Source organism: Kitasatospora sp. NPDC017646 (genome assembly GCF_044329365.1).
Taxonomy (GTDB): domain Bacteria; phylum Actinomycetota; class Actinomycetes; order Streptomycetales; family Streptomycetaceae; genus Kitasatospora.
In genome coordinates, this window is record NZ_JBIRJC010000035.1 from 13,256 (window position 1) to 27,499 (window position 14,244).

15 protein-coding genes are annotated in these 14,244 nt (G+C 72.1%); 4 read left to right on the plus strand and 11 right to left on the minus strand.

The window, feature by feature from the left end; all coding sequences use genetic code 11:
• Nucleotides 1-57 precede the first annotated feature (57 nt).
• From ACH4J0_RS33790 to ACH4J0_RS33840, 11 genes are all read right to left on the minus strand, one after another.
• Complete coding sequence (locus ACH4J0_RS33790; protein WP_396244821.1) at nucleotides 58-561, minus strand: hypothetical protein; 504 nt, start codon at nucleotides 559-561, stop codon at nucleotides 58-60.
• 14 nt (nucleotides 562-575) lie between these two features.
• Entirely contained in the window at nucleotides 576-2,747 is a 2,172-nt protein-coding gene (locus tag ACH4J0_RS33795) for a hypothetical protein (RefSeq protein WP_396244823.1), read from the minus strand.
• Between the two features lie 144 nt (nucleotides 2,748-2,891).
• A complete protein-coding gene (locus tag ACH4J0_RS33800) occupies nucleotides 2,892-3,074 on the minus strand; it encodes a hypothetical protein (RefSeq protein WP_030557373.1) in 183 nt (60 codons plus the stop codon).
• A 1-nt stretch (nucleotide 3,075) separates the two neighbouring features.
• A complete protein-coding gene (locus ACH4J0_RS33805) occupies nucleotides 3,076-3,591 on the minus strand; it encodes a hypothetical protein (protein ID WP_396244824.1) in 516 nt (171 codons plus the stop codon).
• A gap of 226 nt (nucleotides 3,592-3,817) precedes the next feature.
• Complete coding sequence (locus tag ACH4J0_RS33810; RefSeq protein WP_396244826.1) at nucleotides 3,818-5,887, minus strand: hypothetical protein; 2,070 nt, start codon at nucleotides 5,885-5,887, stop codon at nucleotides 3,818-3,820.
• A 35-nt stretch (nucleotides 5,888-5,922) separates the two neighbouring features.
• Nucleotides 5,923-6,513, minus strand: coding sequence for a hypothetical protein (locus tag ACH4J0_RS33815; protein ID WP_396244827.1), 591 nt, complete (start codon nucleotides 6,511-6,513; stop codon nucleotides 5,923-5,925).
• A 100-nt stretch (nucleotides 6,514-6,613) separates the two neighbouring features.
• The gene (locus tag ACH4J0_RS33820; protein ID WP_030557369.1) at nucleotides 6,614-6,886 is read right to left on the minus strand and encodes a WhiB family transcriptional regulator; all 273 of its coding nucleotides are present in this window, start codon (nucleotides 6,884-6,886) and stop codon (nucleotides 6,614-6,616) included.
• Between the two features lie 30 nt (nucleotides 6,887-6,916).
• Complete coding sequence (locus ACH4J0_RS33825) at nucleotides 6,917-7,372, minus strand: hypothetical protein (RefSeq protein WP_396244829.1); 456 nt, start codon at nucleotides 7,370-7,372, stop codon at nucleotides 6,917-6,919.
• Nucleotides 7,373-7,461: 89 nt separating this feature from the next.
• Nucleotides 7,462-7,956, minus strand: a complete 495-nt coding sequence (locus tag ACH4J0_RS33830) for an ATP-binding protein (protein ID WP_396244831.1) — start codon at nucleotides 7,954-7,956, stop codon at nucleotides 7,462-7,464.
• 335 nt (nucleotides 7,957-8,291) lie between these two features.
• A complete protein-coding gene (locus ACH4J0_RS33835; RefSeq protein WP_396244833.1) occupies nucleotides 8,292-8,762 on the minus strand; it encodes a hypothetical protein in 471 nt (156 codons plus the stop codon).
• Between the two features lie 90 nt (nucleotides 8,763-8,852).
• Nucleotides 8,853-9,707 carry a hypothetical protein gene (locus ACH4J0_RS33840; protein WP_396244835.1) on the minus strand — a complete coding sequence of 285 codons (855 nt, stop codon included), beginning with the start codon at nucleotides 9,705-9,707 and terminating at the stop codon, nucleotides 8,853-8,855.
• Nucleotides 9,708-10,044: 337 nt separating this feature from the next.
• Here ACH4J0_RS33840 and ACH4J0_RS33845 point away from each other — a divergent pair, with 337 nt between their 5' ends.
• The 4 genes from ACH4J0_RS33845 (at nucleotide 10,045) to ACH4J0_RS33860 (ending at nucleotide 14,203) form a co-directional block, all read left to right on the plus strand.
• A complete protein-coding gene (locus tag ACH4J0_RS33845; protein ID WP_396244837.1) occupies nucleotides 10,045-10,812 on the plus strand; it encodes a GntR family transcriptional regulator in 768 nt (255 codons plus the stop codon).
• 11 nt (nucleotides 10,813-10,823) lie between these two features.
• Nucleotides 10,824-11,582 carry a protein phosphatase 2C domain-containing protein gene (locus ACH4J0_RS33850; RefSeq protein WP_396244840.1) on the plus strand — a complete coding sequence of 253 codons (759 nt, stop codon included), beginning with the start codon at nucleotides 10,824-10,826 and terminating at the stop codon, nucleotides 11,580-11,582.
• An 18-nt stretch (nucleotides 11,583-11,600) separates the two neighbouring features.
• The gene (locus ACH4J0_RS33855) at nucleotides 11,601-11,819 is read left to right on the plus strand and encodes a hypothetical protein (protein ID WP_396244841.1); all 219 of its coding nucleotides are present in this window, start codon (nucleotides 11,601-11,603) and stop codon (nucleotides 11,817-11,819) included.
• 1,136 nt (nucleotides 11,820-12,955) lie between these two features.
• A complete protein-coding gene (locus ACH4J0_RS33860; protein WP_396244843.1) occupies nucleotides 12,956-14,203 on the plus strand; it encodes a hypothetical protein in 1,248 nt (415 codons plus the stop codon).
• Nucleotides 14,204-14,244: the final 41 nt, after the last annotated feature.

The window sequence follows — 14,244 nt, forward strand, 5'->3', positions numbered from 1 at the left end:
GTGCGAAGGGGCGGCCGGCACCGGCCTGGCGGGGCGGCACCGGCCGCCCCGAGGGGGTCAGCGGTTGGCGTAGAACTCGCGGTCGGCCATCTCGCCTTCCTTGTTGGCGATCGCGTCGTCGACCGGCCCGTAGTCGGCCTCGTGCGCATCCGCCGTCTGCTGGAAGAGGGTGGAGAGCTCGGCGGTGGCGGTGGCCATGGCCTCGGCTTCCTCCAGGACGGAGAGCATGACCGCGGCGGCGTCGCGGTGCTCGCCGACGGTGTCCCGGTCGACGTTCATCCCGGCGGCCTGGTCGGCGAGGCGCTGTACCGACGTCGCGCAGCTCTCGACGTACTCGTAGGTGCCGGTGACCTTCTCGGACAGGTGGGCCAGGCGCGCCGCGGCGATGGCGAGCTGGGTGATGACGACGCCGTAGCTGACGGCGTCGTGGATCACCTCGCCGGCGGCGGCGAGCGCCCCGCCGGTGGAGGCGACCTCGCCGCCGGGGGGCCGGTCGGTGGGGGCGTCGTGGACGGCGGCCGGCGCGTGGCTGGTGACCGGCGCGAGGTCGGTGTCGGACATCAGGCGGGTCCTCCTTACTTCTGGTGGTAGTCGCGCTCGGCGGGTGCGGCGTGGCCCATGTCGCGGGTGGTGTCGGCGACCTGCTGGTCGCGGCGGGCCGCGTTGGTCCCGGCCACGGCGATGGCCTCGGCGGCGGCCGGGATCTTCTCGGCGACCGCGTCGGCCTTCGCCTTGACCTCCTCGGCCTTCTCGATGAGGGAGGCGACCAGGCCCTCCAGGACGCCGGGCACCTTCAGGGCCAGGACTTTGGCGTGCAGGGCCTCCAGGCGGCCGAGCAGCTTCTCGCAGCCCTCCGCCGCCTCGCGCGCGTCGTCGGCGCCCGCGAGGATCTCCTCCGCCATGTCGGCATCCGCCTCGATGACGTCGTAGATCGTCAGATCCGAGTCGCCGGCGTACTGGGCTCCGGCCGCCGCTCTGGGCGCGGGGATGGTCACGGGTCGTCCTCCAGTCGGTGATGCCGGGGGCATCGGGTTGGGGCGGGTCGTGCCCGGCCGGGTGTGCGGGTTGCTGTACGGGGCGCGGGGCAGGGCGGCCTGGCCGCGGCCGATGGCGGGGGCGGCCTTGTCGGGGTCGGGCCGGTCGTAGCGGCGCACCTTGTGCTCCGGGCTGTGGAACCAGCCGGGCGGCGGGCCGAACCCGTCCGTCCCCGTCCCGGCCGCCTGGCCCGTCGCCGTGCCGGTGGCGCGGCCGGTGCGGCGGGCTTTCTGCGAGCGGCGGGTGTTGGTGCGCTCCGCCCGCTCGCGGGTCTGCCGCGCCCGGCGTTCCTGGCGTTCCTGACTCTTGCGGGCCTTGCGTTCCTGGCTCGCCTGGCGCTTTCGGGCCCGAAGGCCTTCCGGGCTGCCGGGTGCGGTGGTGCCGGGCCTGCGCACCCGCCAGGGCCGCGATCCCGGCGCCCCGCCCGGGGTGAACAGCCGCCGGAAGCGGCGACCCTTGCGGGCGCCGGCCGCCGACGCTGTCCCGGCCGCGCCCGTCGGGCCGCTTCCGGTGCCGGGCGTCCCGGGCCGCACGGCCAGCTCGGTGCTCGGCGTGGCCGGCTGCGCCGCGGCCGTCGTGCCGTCCTTCGCTTCCTTGGGCTTCTTGCCGTTCAGGATCCGGTCGACCGCCCGCTTGCGCAGCGCGCCGCGGATGGTGTCCGGGGTGGCGCCGCCGCCGTTGTGGGCGCCGGTGGGCTTCCAGCTGCCGGTGGTGATCCGGTCGGCGACCCGGCGCCGCGCGGCGCCGCGCACGGTGTCCGGCCCGGCCGCTGGCCGCTCGGGCCGCGTCTGCCGGTCGGCCTTGGTCTGCCGGTCCGGCTTGCTCCGGTCGGGGCCGGGCGGCCGGTCCTTCGGGCCGTTCAGGATCCGGTCGGCGGCGCGCTGGCGGGTCGCTCCGCGGATCGTGTCCGGCCCGGCGAGCTGGCGGCCAGGACGGTCCTGACGGGAGTTCAAGGGACCGTTCCGGGGGCCGCTTTGGGGCCCGTTTTGGGGCCCGGAATTGCGCTCCAGACGGCTATTTCGCCCGGAGGCCTCCAGGGCGCCCCTGCGGGCCTCCTGGACCCGCCCGGGCCCGATGCTGCCACCCGGCCCCGGGCCGCCGCCCTGCCCGCCTCCACGGCCCGTCTCGGGCTTCTTCGGCTGCGGACCGGTCGGCCCGGTGGGCCCGGTGGAGCGGAACGTGGAAGGCACCGGGCCATTAATCCGGCCCGAATTCTGAGGGGAATTCGGGCCGCCATTCCGAATGCTCCGGCCGAATTCCGGGCCGGACTGGAAACGGCCCCGCTGCTGCGCCGCCAGGGCGGATACGCGGGCCTTTTCGAGTTCCGTGTTCGCCTTTCCGGCGGCGGCGCTCTGCTGGTCCCGGACGGCTTTGAAGTGCTCCGCTCGGGCTTTCAGGTAGCCGACGGCGTGATAGGCGCCGCGCAGGGCGGCGACCGTGATTCCCGCCATCATCACGGTGGACATGGCGGCGGTCCCGGCGAAGGAGCCGGACCCGGCGGCCGGGGCGGCCTCCATTCCGGTGGCGGTGGATTCCTCCCGGCCGGAAAGGTCAGGGCCTTCCTCCACGGAAAGGGAGGCGGGCGGCGCGAATTCGGTGGTCAGCGGGGCGAGGGTGGGCAGCCCGTCGCCCGGGCCGTCTTCGCCCACGACCCCCGGCAGGCTCAGTCCGGGGAGGGTGTGCACGGTCCCCCCGGTGGTGTCGTCGGCCATCGGGCCGCCTCCAATCGTTCGTCACTGTCCGTTACCGATCCGGGGTCTCTCGCGTGCGCGCACAGTGCGCGCACGTGGAGACCCCGGATCGCGGCATCGCGGCGGTTTCGGTGAGCGCGAAGAGTCACCCCGCCGACAGGGTCGTCAGGAGCCGGCGCGGGCCTGCGTCCACTGGGTGAGCAGGCGCACCAGGTCCGCCCAGGCGGCCTCGTCCTTGCCGGCCACCACGCGGGCCAGGTCCCACAGGACCGGCGCCCGTTCCGCATTCGTTCCGGCCGCCAAGACCCGCGCATTCCAGTGGGCGAGCTGCCCCGGAGTGAGCGGCATTTCATGCCTCCTTCAGGAAATCCAGGAACGTCGCCGTAGCTTGATCCTGGGGCGTTCCCGCGCCGTTTCCGTTCGGGTTCTCGGCGAGCCCGGCGGAAATTCCGTGCAGGTTCGCCGCCGTGTTCACCGCCTGGATTCCCTGCGCGTTCTGGGTCCCGGCCTTGTTGGCCTTCTGGAGTGCCTTCGCCTTCGCGCGGGCCTCGCGCTTGACCGGGAGTTCCACGTAGAAGCGGTTGTAGGAGGCGTCGATCTTTCCGGCCGCGTTCACCGCGTCGCGCAGGTGCTTTTCCAGGGCGGCCATCGGCCGGGTCGCGCGGAATGCGCGGACCTTCGCCTCCATGGGCTTGTCACCCTCGAATCGGATGTTCTCCAGGGCCGACTTGTACTCGTGCAGCAGCGCCTGGACCTCGTTGGCCATCTGCCGCAGCCGCTCTCGCTGCTGGGCGGCGTACAGGTTGGTGCCCTGCGGCCGGAGCAGGTGCTCCGACGTCCACCCGTTCTTGTGGTGCTGGTTCATGGGGTCCTCCAGGAAGGGGAAGTTGACCGACCCGGGCTCCGGCCGGATGCACGGGTCGCTACGGTGGTGCTCGGTGCCGTCGGCACCTTCGGAAAGCCACCAGGGCGAATCCCGCGCCCTGGTGGCCACCGGAGCGGCCGACCACATGTGTTGCTCTCAGTGACGATCCGGCGGGGACCGGGCCGCTCGTCCGTCGCACCGTCAGGTTCGCGGGACCGGCCCGGTCTCAGCCGGTCTGCTTGAAGCGGCCCCGGGCGGTCTCAAGCCGCCGCCCGGCCGTCGCCCGGGACTTGCCGATGACCTTCATCGCGTCGTCCAGTGAGACCGCGTCCTTGTCGCCCCGGCGGTACATGAGACTGAGCAGCGCGGTGACCTCGCCCTCGATCTCCAGCTCCTGGGTCGCGGAGCGGCGCCGGGTCTCACCGGTGCGCTTCACCAGCGCCGCGCCCGGCCCGGTCTCAGCATCGGTCTCACGCTCTGACCTGCGGGTCTCACGCTCGCCGTCGCCGGTCTCAACCAGTCTCATCACCGGGGCGGTCTCACCGGCCTCGGTCTCATGAAGGCCGGGCCAGGTCTCAACCCGGTCTCGCGTTCCGTTCACGTCAGCCGTGAGACCGGCGGGGAGGGCGGCGAGGCCATCGGTGAGACCGACGTACAGCGGCCCGTCGATCTCACCCTCGCCCTCGCCGGTCTCACTCTCACCGGCGTCCGGTCCGGCCTCGTCGGAGCCGTCCTCGTCCTCCTGGGTGATGTGGTGCAGGCGCCACATCACCCACGGCGCGATCGCCGCGACGGTCACAATGAGCCACCACTTCGGATGCCCGTGGACATCGACGCCGAACAAGCCGGCGTTGGCCAGGTGGTAGACGGCGTTGGCGGCGACCATCAGCACGATCGCCCCCAGCACGTCCCGGTGACGGCGGAAGCTCTGGACGACGTAGACGTCGATCGACAGGGGCAGCGCCCACGCGATCCCCGCGGGCCAGCCGGACAGCCGAGCGAGAGCGAACTCGCCGGACGCGGTCAGCACGATCGTCGCGCCCAGCGCGACCCTCGGCCCCCAGAGGTCGACGAACTTCTGGCGCACCCGGGCCTTGGCGACCAGGGCCTCGGCCCGCTCGGCCTCCCGACGGATCGCCGCCAGCCGCTGCTCGGCCGCTTCCTGCTGCCGGCCACTGGCGAGGTCGAGCCCGCGGGCCCGCCCCTCGGCAGCGGCCACCAGCTGGAAGGCCTCGTCCTTGGCGGCGACCAGGAGCTGGGCGGCCTCGCTCTGGGCCTTGGCGATCTCGCCGGAGGCCTTCGCCTCCGCCATCGCCCGCACCTCGGCAACCGCGTCCGTGGCCTGCGCCTCAGCGCCGGCCAGCAGCTCGGCCGCCTCCTGGCGGAGCTGGTCGGCCTCCACCTCGGCCTGCGCCGCGATCCCGTCCGCCCGCTCCCGCGCCTCGTCCAGCAACTGCGCCGCCTCCTCTGCGGCGGCCTCGACCTGCGCGCGGGCCTGCTCGCGCAACGCCTCCGCGTCGGCCCGGCCCTCCTCACGGGCCTTCGCCGCCAACTCGCGCCGGGCGGCGGCGTCCTGCTCGGCGGCGGCGACCAGCTCCTCGGCGCGCTGCCTGGCGTCGGCGACCAGCTGCTCGGCGTGCGCGGTGCTCGCCGCGGCCTCCGCCTCGGCCTGCTTCTTGGCCAGCTCGGCCTCGGCGATGAGCTGCTGGGCCCGCTCACGGCCGGCGGCCACGATCCGGCCGGCCTCCGCCTGCGCCTCGCCGTGGAGCTTGGCGGCGACCTCGCGCCGGTGGGCCACCGTCTGCTCAGCGGCGGCCAGGTCGGACTCGGCGATCGCCCGGGCCCGGGCCACCGTCTGCTCGGCCCCCTGGAGCTGCTGCTCCGTCAGCCGCTGCAACCGGGCAACCGACTGCTCGGTCGCGGTGCGCTGCTTGACCGCGTCGGTGAGCTCGTCGCGCGCCGCCTGCAACCGCTCCTCCAGCTCGGCGCTCCGCGCGGCGGCCTGCTGCTCGGCGCCGGCCAGGACGGCCTCGGCCTGCGCCTGGATCTGCTCGGCGTGCTGCTCGGCGTCGGCCACCCGCTGGCGGGCCGCCTCGAGCAGCTGCTCGGCCTCGGCCTGCGCGGTGGCACGCAGCTGCTCGGCCTCGGCCTGGGCGGCTTCCACAAGGGTGGAAGCGGCGGCCTGGTCGAGCTCGGGCTCGCGGGGCGCCGGAACAGCCTCCGGCGCGGTGGTGGTCTTCGTGGTGGTGGTCTTCGTCCCCGCCGAGCGTCGGGCCGGGGTGCGTCGGGTCGCCACAGGGGCTCCTCTCAACTGCGCGTGATGGGGATCGGTCAGGCCGGGATGGCGGTCAGCCTGGTCACGTCGAGCGCGAGCTTCACCGCCTCGGCCCAGCGACGCAGGTCGCGGGCAGCGCCGGTGGCCTCGACCGCCCGGCGCGCGGAGGTCAGCTCGGTCAGGGCCGCGGCCGCGTTGCGGTGCGCCTCGGCCGGGTGGTGGACGTGCTCGGTGTCGGCCAGGGCGTCGATCAGGTTGCGGATGCCGAGGTTGAGGTCGACGGCCAGCGCCCGCAGCACGCTGTCGTCGGCGTCGGTGCCCGGGTGGTTGGCGGTCGCGGCGATCCGCAGCCGGGTCCGCTCGGCGAGCTCTTCAACCAGCGCGGCCAGGCCGGCGCGGCCGCGCGCGTCGGCCACGCGCTCGCGCAGCTGGACGACGCGCTCGGCGGTGGCCTTCTCCCGCCCGTACTGCGCCTCCTCCAGCGCGCGCTCGGCCTCGATCAGGTCCATCTCGCGGGCCAGGCGGGCGGCCTTCCAGTCCACCCTGTTCTCCGTGCTGTCCAGCCAGACCAAGAGCTGGCCAAGCGCGGCCAGTGGCACCGGCTTCAAGGTGTCGGTGTGGGTGAGCATCCAGGTAGGAAGCGCCATCGAAGGTGTCCTCTCTTATCGGGGCGGTGCGTCGGGCACCGTCGAACGCCCCCGCGCTGGCGTCCGGGGCGGGGGCGAACGACAGCAACCGCTGCGAGGGTCAGGCGGTGCGGGCGCGGTTGCGGGCGGCGCGGCGCTTCATCGCCCGCCGCTCGTCCTCCGACATCCCGCCCCAGACGCCGGCGTCCTCACCGGCCGTCAGCGCCCAGGTCAGGCACTCCTCCATCACCGGGCATCGACGGCAGACGGACCGGGCTTCCTCGATCTGCAGCAGTGCCGGGCCGGTGTTGCCGATCGGGAAGAACAGCTCCGGGTCCTCCTCGGCGCAGACAGCGCGCCTCCGCCAGTCGGTCTCGGCGGCGGTCGTGAGCATGATCTTGCTCATGGTGCGGGCTCCTCTCGGTCAGCTGATGCGGGCGGTGTGGGCGAGCTTCTGGAACGCGGCGGTGCTCACCGGGTGGGCGATCTCGTCCAGGACGTGCTGCCAGTCCGGGCTGTCCGCCTCGCGCGGCGTCCACGGGTCGGGGTCGTGGGTCAGCTGCCAGGCCGCCCAGGCCTGGGCGAAGTTCTCGTCCTCGGGCTGCTTGATGACGACGTCGCGGTCGTGGTCCCAGGCGGTGCAGTGCCGGCGGATCCGGTCCTCGCCGACGGTGCGGACGGTGATCTGCCAGGTCGGCCAGCCCTCGCGCGGGCCCGGGTCGATCGCCAGGACCTCGTAGGGGGTGTCGCCGGTGTAGGGGCCGCGGTAGATGCCGCCGACGCGGCGCGGGCCGATGCACCGGGCGATCCAGCGGCGGGTGCTGTCGGCGCAGTAGTACGCGCGGCGGGCGTCAGTGGAGATGCGGGCGCGGTGCTTCATGGTGGCCTCCGGCCGGGAAGTTCAGGAGCTCCCGCTGCGCCCCGGGCCGGGGTCCGGGGCGCAGCGGGAGCGTGGGGAGGGGTGGTTGGTCAGCCGGCCGCGGGGATGCGGCAGCGGATCGCCTTGCCGATGGGCGAGGGCGTGACGGTCCAGCCGGGGGCGAGGATGTCGAGGAGGAGCAGGCCGCGGCCGGACTCCGCCTCGTCGCTGTCGGGGGTGGTGTCGGTGCGGCGGGGGCCGGCGCCGGCGAGCGGGTCGTGGACGGTGACGACCGCGTCCACTCCTCGGGAGCGGTAGATCTCCACGACCAGCGGGACGTGGTCCCCGCAGGCGCGCACCGCGTTGCCGATCAGCTCGGACAGGACCAGTTGCGCGGACTCGGCGGTCTCCAGGTCGACGCCGTGGGCGACCAGGACGGTCAGCGCCAGGGCCCGCACGGTCTGCACGGTGTCCTGGTCGGCCGTCAGGTGCGCGGTGATCCCGCCGAGGCGGGGGACCAGGTACAGGCCGGGGCGCGGGGCGGGCAGGATCGGCTCCTGGGCGGTCAGGCCGGGCACGGTGCCGGTGCCGTAGGTGGTGGTCATCGCTTGCCGCCCTTCGGCTTGGCCGGCGTACTGGGCTTGGTCACCGGCGTGCCGCCGGCGAAGCTGCGGGCCGTCATCACCGGCCACCGCGGACGCGGCGCAGGGCCTCGTCCATGTCCGGGTCGCTGTCACCCGGGGCGAGGTTGAGGGCGGGGCGTGCAATGATGTTGTGCAGCACAGTCGTTGCCTCCTACTTAGGCGCGACGTTGACGGCCTCGGGAGGGCAATCCCGGGGCCGTCGCTTTTTGAGGGCAGCTCCTGCCGTCCCCCCGCCGTCCCCGCACCGGCAGGCCGGGGCGGAGGCGACGGGCAGCGTCGCAGGAGAAGAGCTCTGTTCAGGCGGCAGAGCGCAGCGCGGTTAGGTGTGCGAAGGCGAAGCTGGTGGTGGCGGGACGCTGCGGGCGAGCGGCCGGCCGGTAGTCGGTTTCGCCGACCGCGTTGGTGACGACCTCGGCGATGTCGGCCGGGTCGGCGGCGGTGCCGAGCCGGCCCGCGAGGATGGGCGCCGGCTGGTTGCGCAGGCGGTTCACCAGGACGTCGGCGCTCCAATCCAGGAGATCCAGAACCTCGGTGAAGGAGAGACAGCGGGTCGCGGTGAACTCCGCCGCGTGCAGCCACAGCTCCCCGCAGATGTCGTCGACGGTGTCGCTGCCGGTGGCCAGGCCCGTCTCATCCAGAAGGTCCTGCACCCGGTCACGCAGACCGGTCGAGTACCAGGTGTAGGCGTCGGCGAGCAGCTGGTTGTGGGTGTCGTGCATCTCGGTCTCCTCGGAACGGGTGACGCTGCTGGTGGCGTGTTCGGGCATGCGAAGCGGCGACCCGGAGATTCCGGGCCGCCGCAGGCTGATGGAGTGCTGTTCAGTTCTGGAACCGGGCTGAGCCCGGCGTGATGCTGGTCAAGCGGACAGCTGCCGGCGCTTCCGGATGGGGCTCTCGGCCAGCACGTCCTCCGCCCTGCGCACCGCACCGATCGGGCGGGCTCCGACCGGCACCGCCGCGCCCTGGATCGGCTCGACGAGACGGCCGGTGATGTGCTGGGCCCGGCGGCGCTTCGCGAGCAGGAAGCCCACCCGCGCGTCCGGCCACTCGGCGGCGCGCTGCTTGACCTGCTCCTTCGCCTGGCGGCGCTCGGCGAGCCGCTGCTCCTCCTCGGCTCGGGCCTGGGCGGCGCGGCGTTCCGGTTCCTGGCGCAGCAACTGGAGGTAGGTGACGGCCAGGCGCTCGCCGTCAGCGCAGTGCTTGACCCGGAGCGTGCCGTCCTTCTTGCTGGTGGTGCAGGCCGCGCAGCGGCTGCGGTGCCCGACGTACGCGGCGTGGGCGGTCTCGGCGGTGGGCGCGGCCGGGGTGAGCTGGTGGATCGCCTTGGGCAGCGGGGCCTTCACCTTGCGCAGGACCTTGGTCGGCCGGCGGGCGGCGACATCGGCGCTGGCCTCGACGCGCTGCTCCTGCCACCGAACCAGCGTCACGTCGATGATGACCAGCCGGTTGGAGTTGCTGCAGCGTCGGGCACCGGGGGTGCCGGCCTTCGTGGCGTGGTGCGGGGCGAGCTTCCACTCCTTGGTGCCCTTGTTCAGGGTCAAGGGGCACCAGGTCTGGCAGGCCGGGCAGGCCAGGACCTCGGCGCGGTGAGTGAGCTGGACCGAGTTGAGCGGCAGCTTCGACACCAGGAGCGCCGGCTGGGAGGAGACGTTGGTCGTGCGAGTCCGGCTCTTGCGCTTTCGGGCGGTGGGAATCGCGGTCGAGGTGGTCATCAGGTACTCCTCGTCTGTACGGAGAAGGTGAGGGCCGCGTCGCGGTGCTCTCTCCGCCCGCCAGGCCGCACGGGAGATCCCGGCGCCCTGGAGAGCGGACAGCGCATCAGCACTGCCGCGAGGCAGTCGCATGGGTTTGGTGGAGCTACCCGGCACCCGACCTGTGGGCGGCGACCGCTGGATGTCGAAGACTCCTTGGGAAGATCGCAGGTCAGAGGATGTGCCATAGCAGCCGTATCCCTACCCCGCTACCTCTCTATCGAGGTTTCGACGTGACGAACGTAGCACTCTGCGTGGGGGTTGTTCAATACCTCTCTACCGAGGTTAGGATGTGTCTATGAGTATCGACCCCACCGACCCGAGACCGCCATCACGGCAGATCGCTGACGACCTGCGGGCGGCCATCAAGGCCGGGCGAATCGCCGCAGGCGAGAAGTTGCCATCCGAAAGCGAGCTGGTCGAGCAGTACAAGACCGCACCTCAGACGGCGCGCAAGGCCATCGCAGTGCTGAAAAGCGAGGGCCTGGTCGAAGGGCAGCGCGGCCGCGGCGTCTTCGTCGTCCAGCGCCCCCCGATGATCCGAGTGGGGTCGGACCGCTACGCCCGCCACCTCCGGACCGCCGGCAAAGCCCCGTTCCAAGCCGAGGTCGAGCTTATGGGCCTGAAGTGGCGCCAGGAGGTCCTCGAACTCGCCGACGTACCGGCACCCGAATGGGTCGCCGAATGGTTCGGCATCCCCGCGGACACGCCAGTCTTCGTTCGACGCCGCCGCACCTGGATCGAGCAGACCCCCACTCAGCTCGCCGACAGCTACTACGAGCTGGAGACCGTGGCTGGCACGCGCATCCGCGAGGAAGATACCGGCCCGGGCGGCGGCTACGCCCGGCTCGAGGAGCGCGGGTTTCACCTGACCCGGTTCCGCGAGGAGTTGGAGACCAAGATGCCCACTCCGGCCGAGGTCTCTGCCTTGCAATTGCGCCCTGGCGTCCCGGTGGTGCACCTACACCGAATTGCTTTCGCCGGGGACCGACCCATCGAGGTCTTCCAGTCCGTCATGGCTGGCGACCGCCACACGTTCGCCTACGAGTTCGACGCGCCCGAGTAGGAGCACGCATCATGGCTAACCTGGAGATCACCCACGCCACGGCCCCGACGCCGGGCGGAGTCAACGAGGACGCCGTCGTCACGGGCGCTGGCTTCGCGGTCGTACTCGACGGAGCGACCGCAACGGGGGCGCCCACCGGCTGCATCCATTCCGTGGCCTGGTACGTGCGTCAGCTGGCGGCGCGCCTCTCCTCCGCTCTCCTGACGAACGACGGGGAACTGCGCGAGATCCTGCGGGAGGCGATCCAGGACCTGGTCGTCGACCACGGCCAAACGTGCGACATGTCCAACCCCGACAGCCCCTCGTCTACCGTCGCCATGGTCCGGGCGCACGGCGGCGTATTGGAGGTACTCTCCCTGGCCGACTCGCCGGTGGCTGTCCAGCGAACCGACGGCAGCATCCAGGTCGTGGTCGACGACCGGACCTCCCACCTCGCGTCGTACACCCGGGACGCCGTCCGAGGGTTCCGGAATAACGACAACGGCGGCTTCTGGGTTGCCAGTACGAAGCCGGAAGCCGCGGACCGGGCGGTGGTTGCATCGATCCCCGTATCGGAGGTCAGCGCCGTTGCGGTGCTGTCCGACGGCGCTAGCCGGCTCCCCGAACGATACGGCTGGACATGGGATCGGTTCATGGCCGATCTGGCGTCTAACGGACCGACGCACATCATCGACGCGACCCGCGCCGCTGAGGCGACGACGGATGCCGGCACGTTCCGGGGCAAGGCCCACGACGACGCCACGGCCGTGCTCTGCACCATCCAACCCTGACCGAACCCGGAGGACATCATGCGGATGCAGATCGCCAGCCAGTTCACGACCCAGGCCGGAAACGAGGTCCTCGTCCTGACTGACTGCTGGATGGAGGCGTACACCTGGCAGTGCCGGGGCTGCAACCGCTGGTCGGACGCCAGTACGCAGGACCGACTCGACTACCAGCTGATCTCCCAGCAGGCGAAGGAACACGCTGACCACTGCATCGCGACTGGCGAGACCAGGGCCGCGTGACCCACCTGCCTGAACGTCAAAGGTCCGGATCGACACGGTGAACTGACGGCTACTCCGCGCGTTGTCCACAGGGGTAGGGTGGCATCGCCAGTGATCCAAAAGGACTTCGCCGCCCGGACCCGAGGGTCCGGACGGCGTTCAAGTGGGTCGGCGCCCGGCCAGGGGCCCGTCCCGGTCAGCCACGTAAGGGGTGGTGACGTGATGCAGGGTACCCGCAACGGCACCCCCTCATACACGCGGCACCCCGCCGTGGAGTCGACCGGGAGTTCCCAGGTCTCGCTCCGGCGGGGTGCCGTCGTCGTGTATGTGGCTGGCCACGGCGGCCCCCAAGGCGGGGGTGTTCCGTGACCTAGCCCTCGTCTGCGGCGCCGGACCGTTCCACGGGTCTAGCTCCGCTGGCCGCTCCCCTGGGTTTTCCATCCCGGATCAACGTGGCCACCTGCACCAACCTGCTCTCGGGCTACCAACCCTTGAGCGGGCCTGCTGGAGATCGGGACCAACCGACCACCAGCGGTCTTGCACCAAATCTGACCTCCGCCAAGAGGTCATCAACAACCGGCTCCCTAGCCAGGAGCCAACCCGCAGTCGGGGCCCCGCCAAGGGCCTCGGCTGTAACCAGATCCACCACCTAGAAGGAGGCCGCCGATCCAGTTCCGCCCCGTGAAGGGGCGTCTTGCCCGGTCCCGTGAGGGGCCGGTCTTCGCGGTCCCCGAGGGGTCCGCACCATCCGACCCGCTGATGCGGGGCGGTCCACTTTCCTGCACGTGCAGGTCCAGTAGGAGGCGTCTGCCATTTTGCAGCAGCTCACAAGCCCTTTCCAGTCTCACCGACCCACGATTGTCGATCATGGTGTCCCCGGTTTGAGCTCGGGTGATGGGATCCGGGAGGGGGGAGAGATCTTCTCCCCCGCTCCTGCCTTGGCATTCGTTGGCGGACCGGTTGGCGGACTGGTTGTCGAATCCGCCGCGCACGCTGCCGACAATGTGACGCACATCACTCTTATGGGTGGTGTCCCGAGTGTCCCCCGATCGGGTCCGAACCGTGTGGGTCCGGTCGTTCCCGGCCAGCGCCGAGAGTCGACCGGCGTCGCCCCGGTAGTCCCCCCTCGGGAGCGGTGGACGCCGCAGGATCACCAGATGGTGTCCGGGACCGCGGGCCGGATCGCTCTGGACGGCTACAGCTGGCGGCAGGCCGCGCACTGGGTGCACGGTGCCGGCCTCTACGTTCCGACTCACGGTCCGAAGTTCGGTGCGACGACGCTGCGCCTGGTGGAGGTGCTGTCGGAGCTGACGCCGTGTCGGCCAACCATTGCGTTCTTGATGCGGAAGCTGAAGTGCAGCAAGCGGACCGTGCAGTACCACCTGGAGATCCTGCGGACGACCGGCCTGCTGGCCTGGCGCTCGATCGGCACCCGGCTGCCGATGCAGGAGGGGCAGACCCGAGTGGACTGCCTGGCGTCGGAGTACGAGCGCCTGATCCCGGTCTCCTATGACCGGGCGCTCGGCATCCGCACCGCGGGTGAGGGTCTGGAGCGGCGGATGACCGGTATCTCGGAGGAGGGCCGGTCGGTCATCGCGGAGCTGGGGAAGAAGGCCGCGAAGAAGCTCCGCCGCACCCGCCGTACCGTTCGTCTCAGCCGTACCGGGCAGCCCGTCAGCACCTCGCGTTGCACCCCAATGGAGGGCGGTACCACCCCCTACGTCAGCTCTTCCTCCGTAGGTGATTCAAAAACTACGGGCGCGGCCCGTGACACGAGCTCGATCACCAGGAAGCGTGCGGCCAAGCCCGCCGGGGAGCGGCGTCGCACGGTGCTCGGGCAGGTCGTCACAGCCGCGATGATGGCGGCCGGGGACCGGCTCGCCCGGGCCGCGTACCGGCGTCTGCCGTGGGTGCGCCAGGCCAGCCACGACCAGCTGCGGTGGATCCTCAACGACCTGGCCGACCGGGGCTGGACCGAGGAGCGCGTCGTGGCCTGGCTGGGCGATATCGCAGGTCAGTACGGGTGCGCCGGGGTGCTGTGGCGCCCGGAGCGCCCGCACTCGCTGATCGCGCACGCCCTGCGCCAGGACATCGAGCAGGACCGGCACGACCAGCAGGTCGTGGCAGACGCGGCGGCCCGGGTCGAGGACACCACCGTGGCCGCAGTGCGCGAGCGAACCGGCGAGCTGGAGTTCCTGGCCGGACTGTTCGGCGAGGCCGCGACCGCCACCGCCGCACCGGTGACCGAGCAGGACCGGCAGGAGGCGTACTACCTCCCGGCCGCTGCCGCCGCCCGGATGGAAACCGCCGGCGACCTGGCCGTCGACCTGTTCGGCGCCGACATCGTCGCCCGCTACGCCGCCCTGGCCGCCAGCCCATACGTCCAGCTCGGCGTCACCCGCTGAGCGCCACCGACTACTTCGCCCCCGGAACGGAGGTCCCCCGC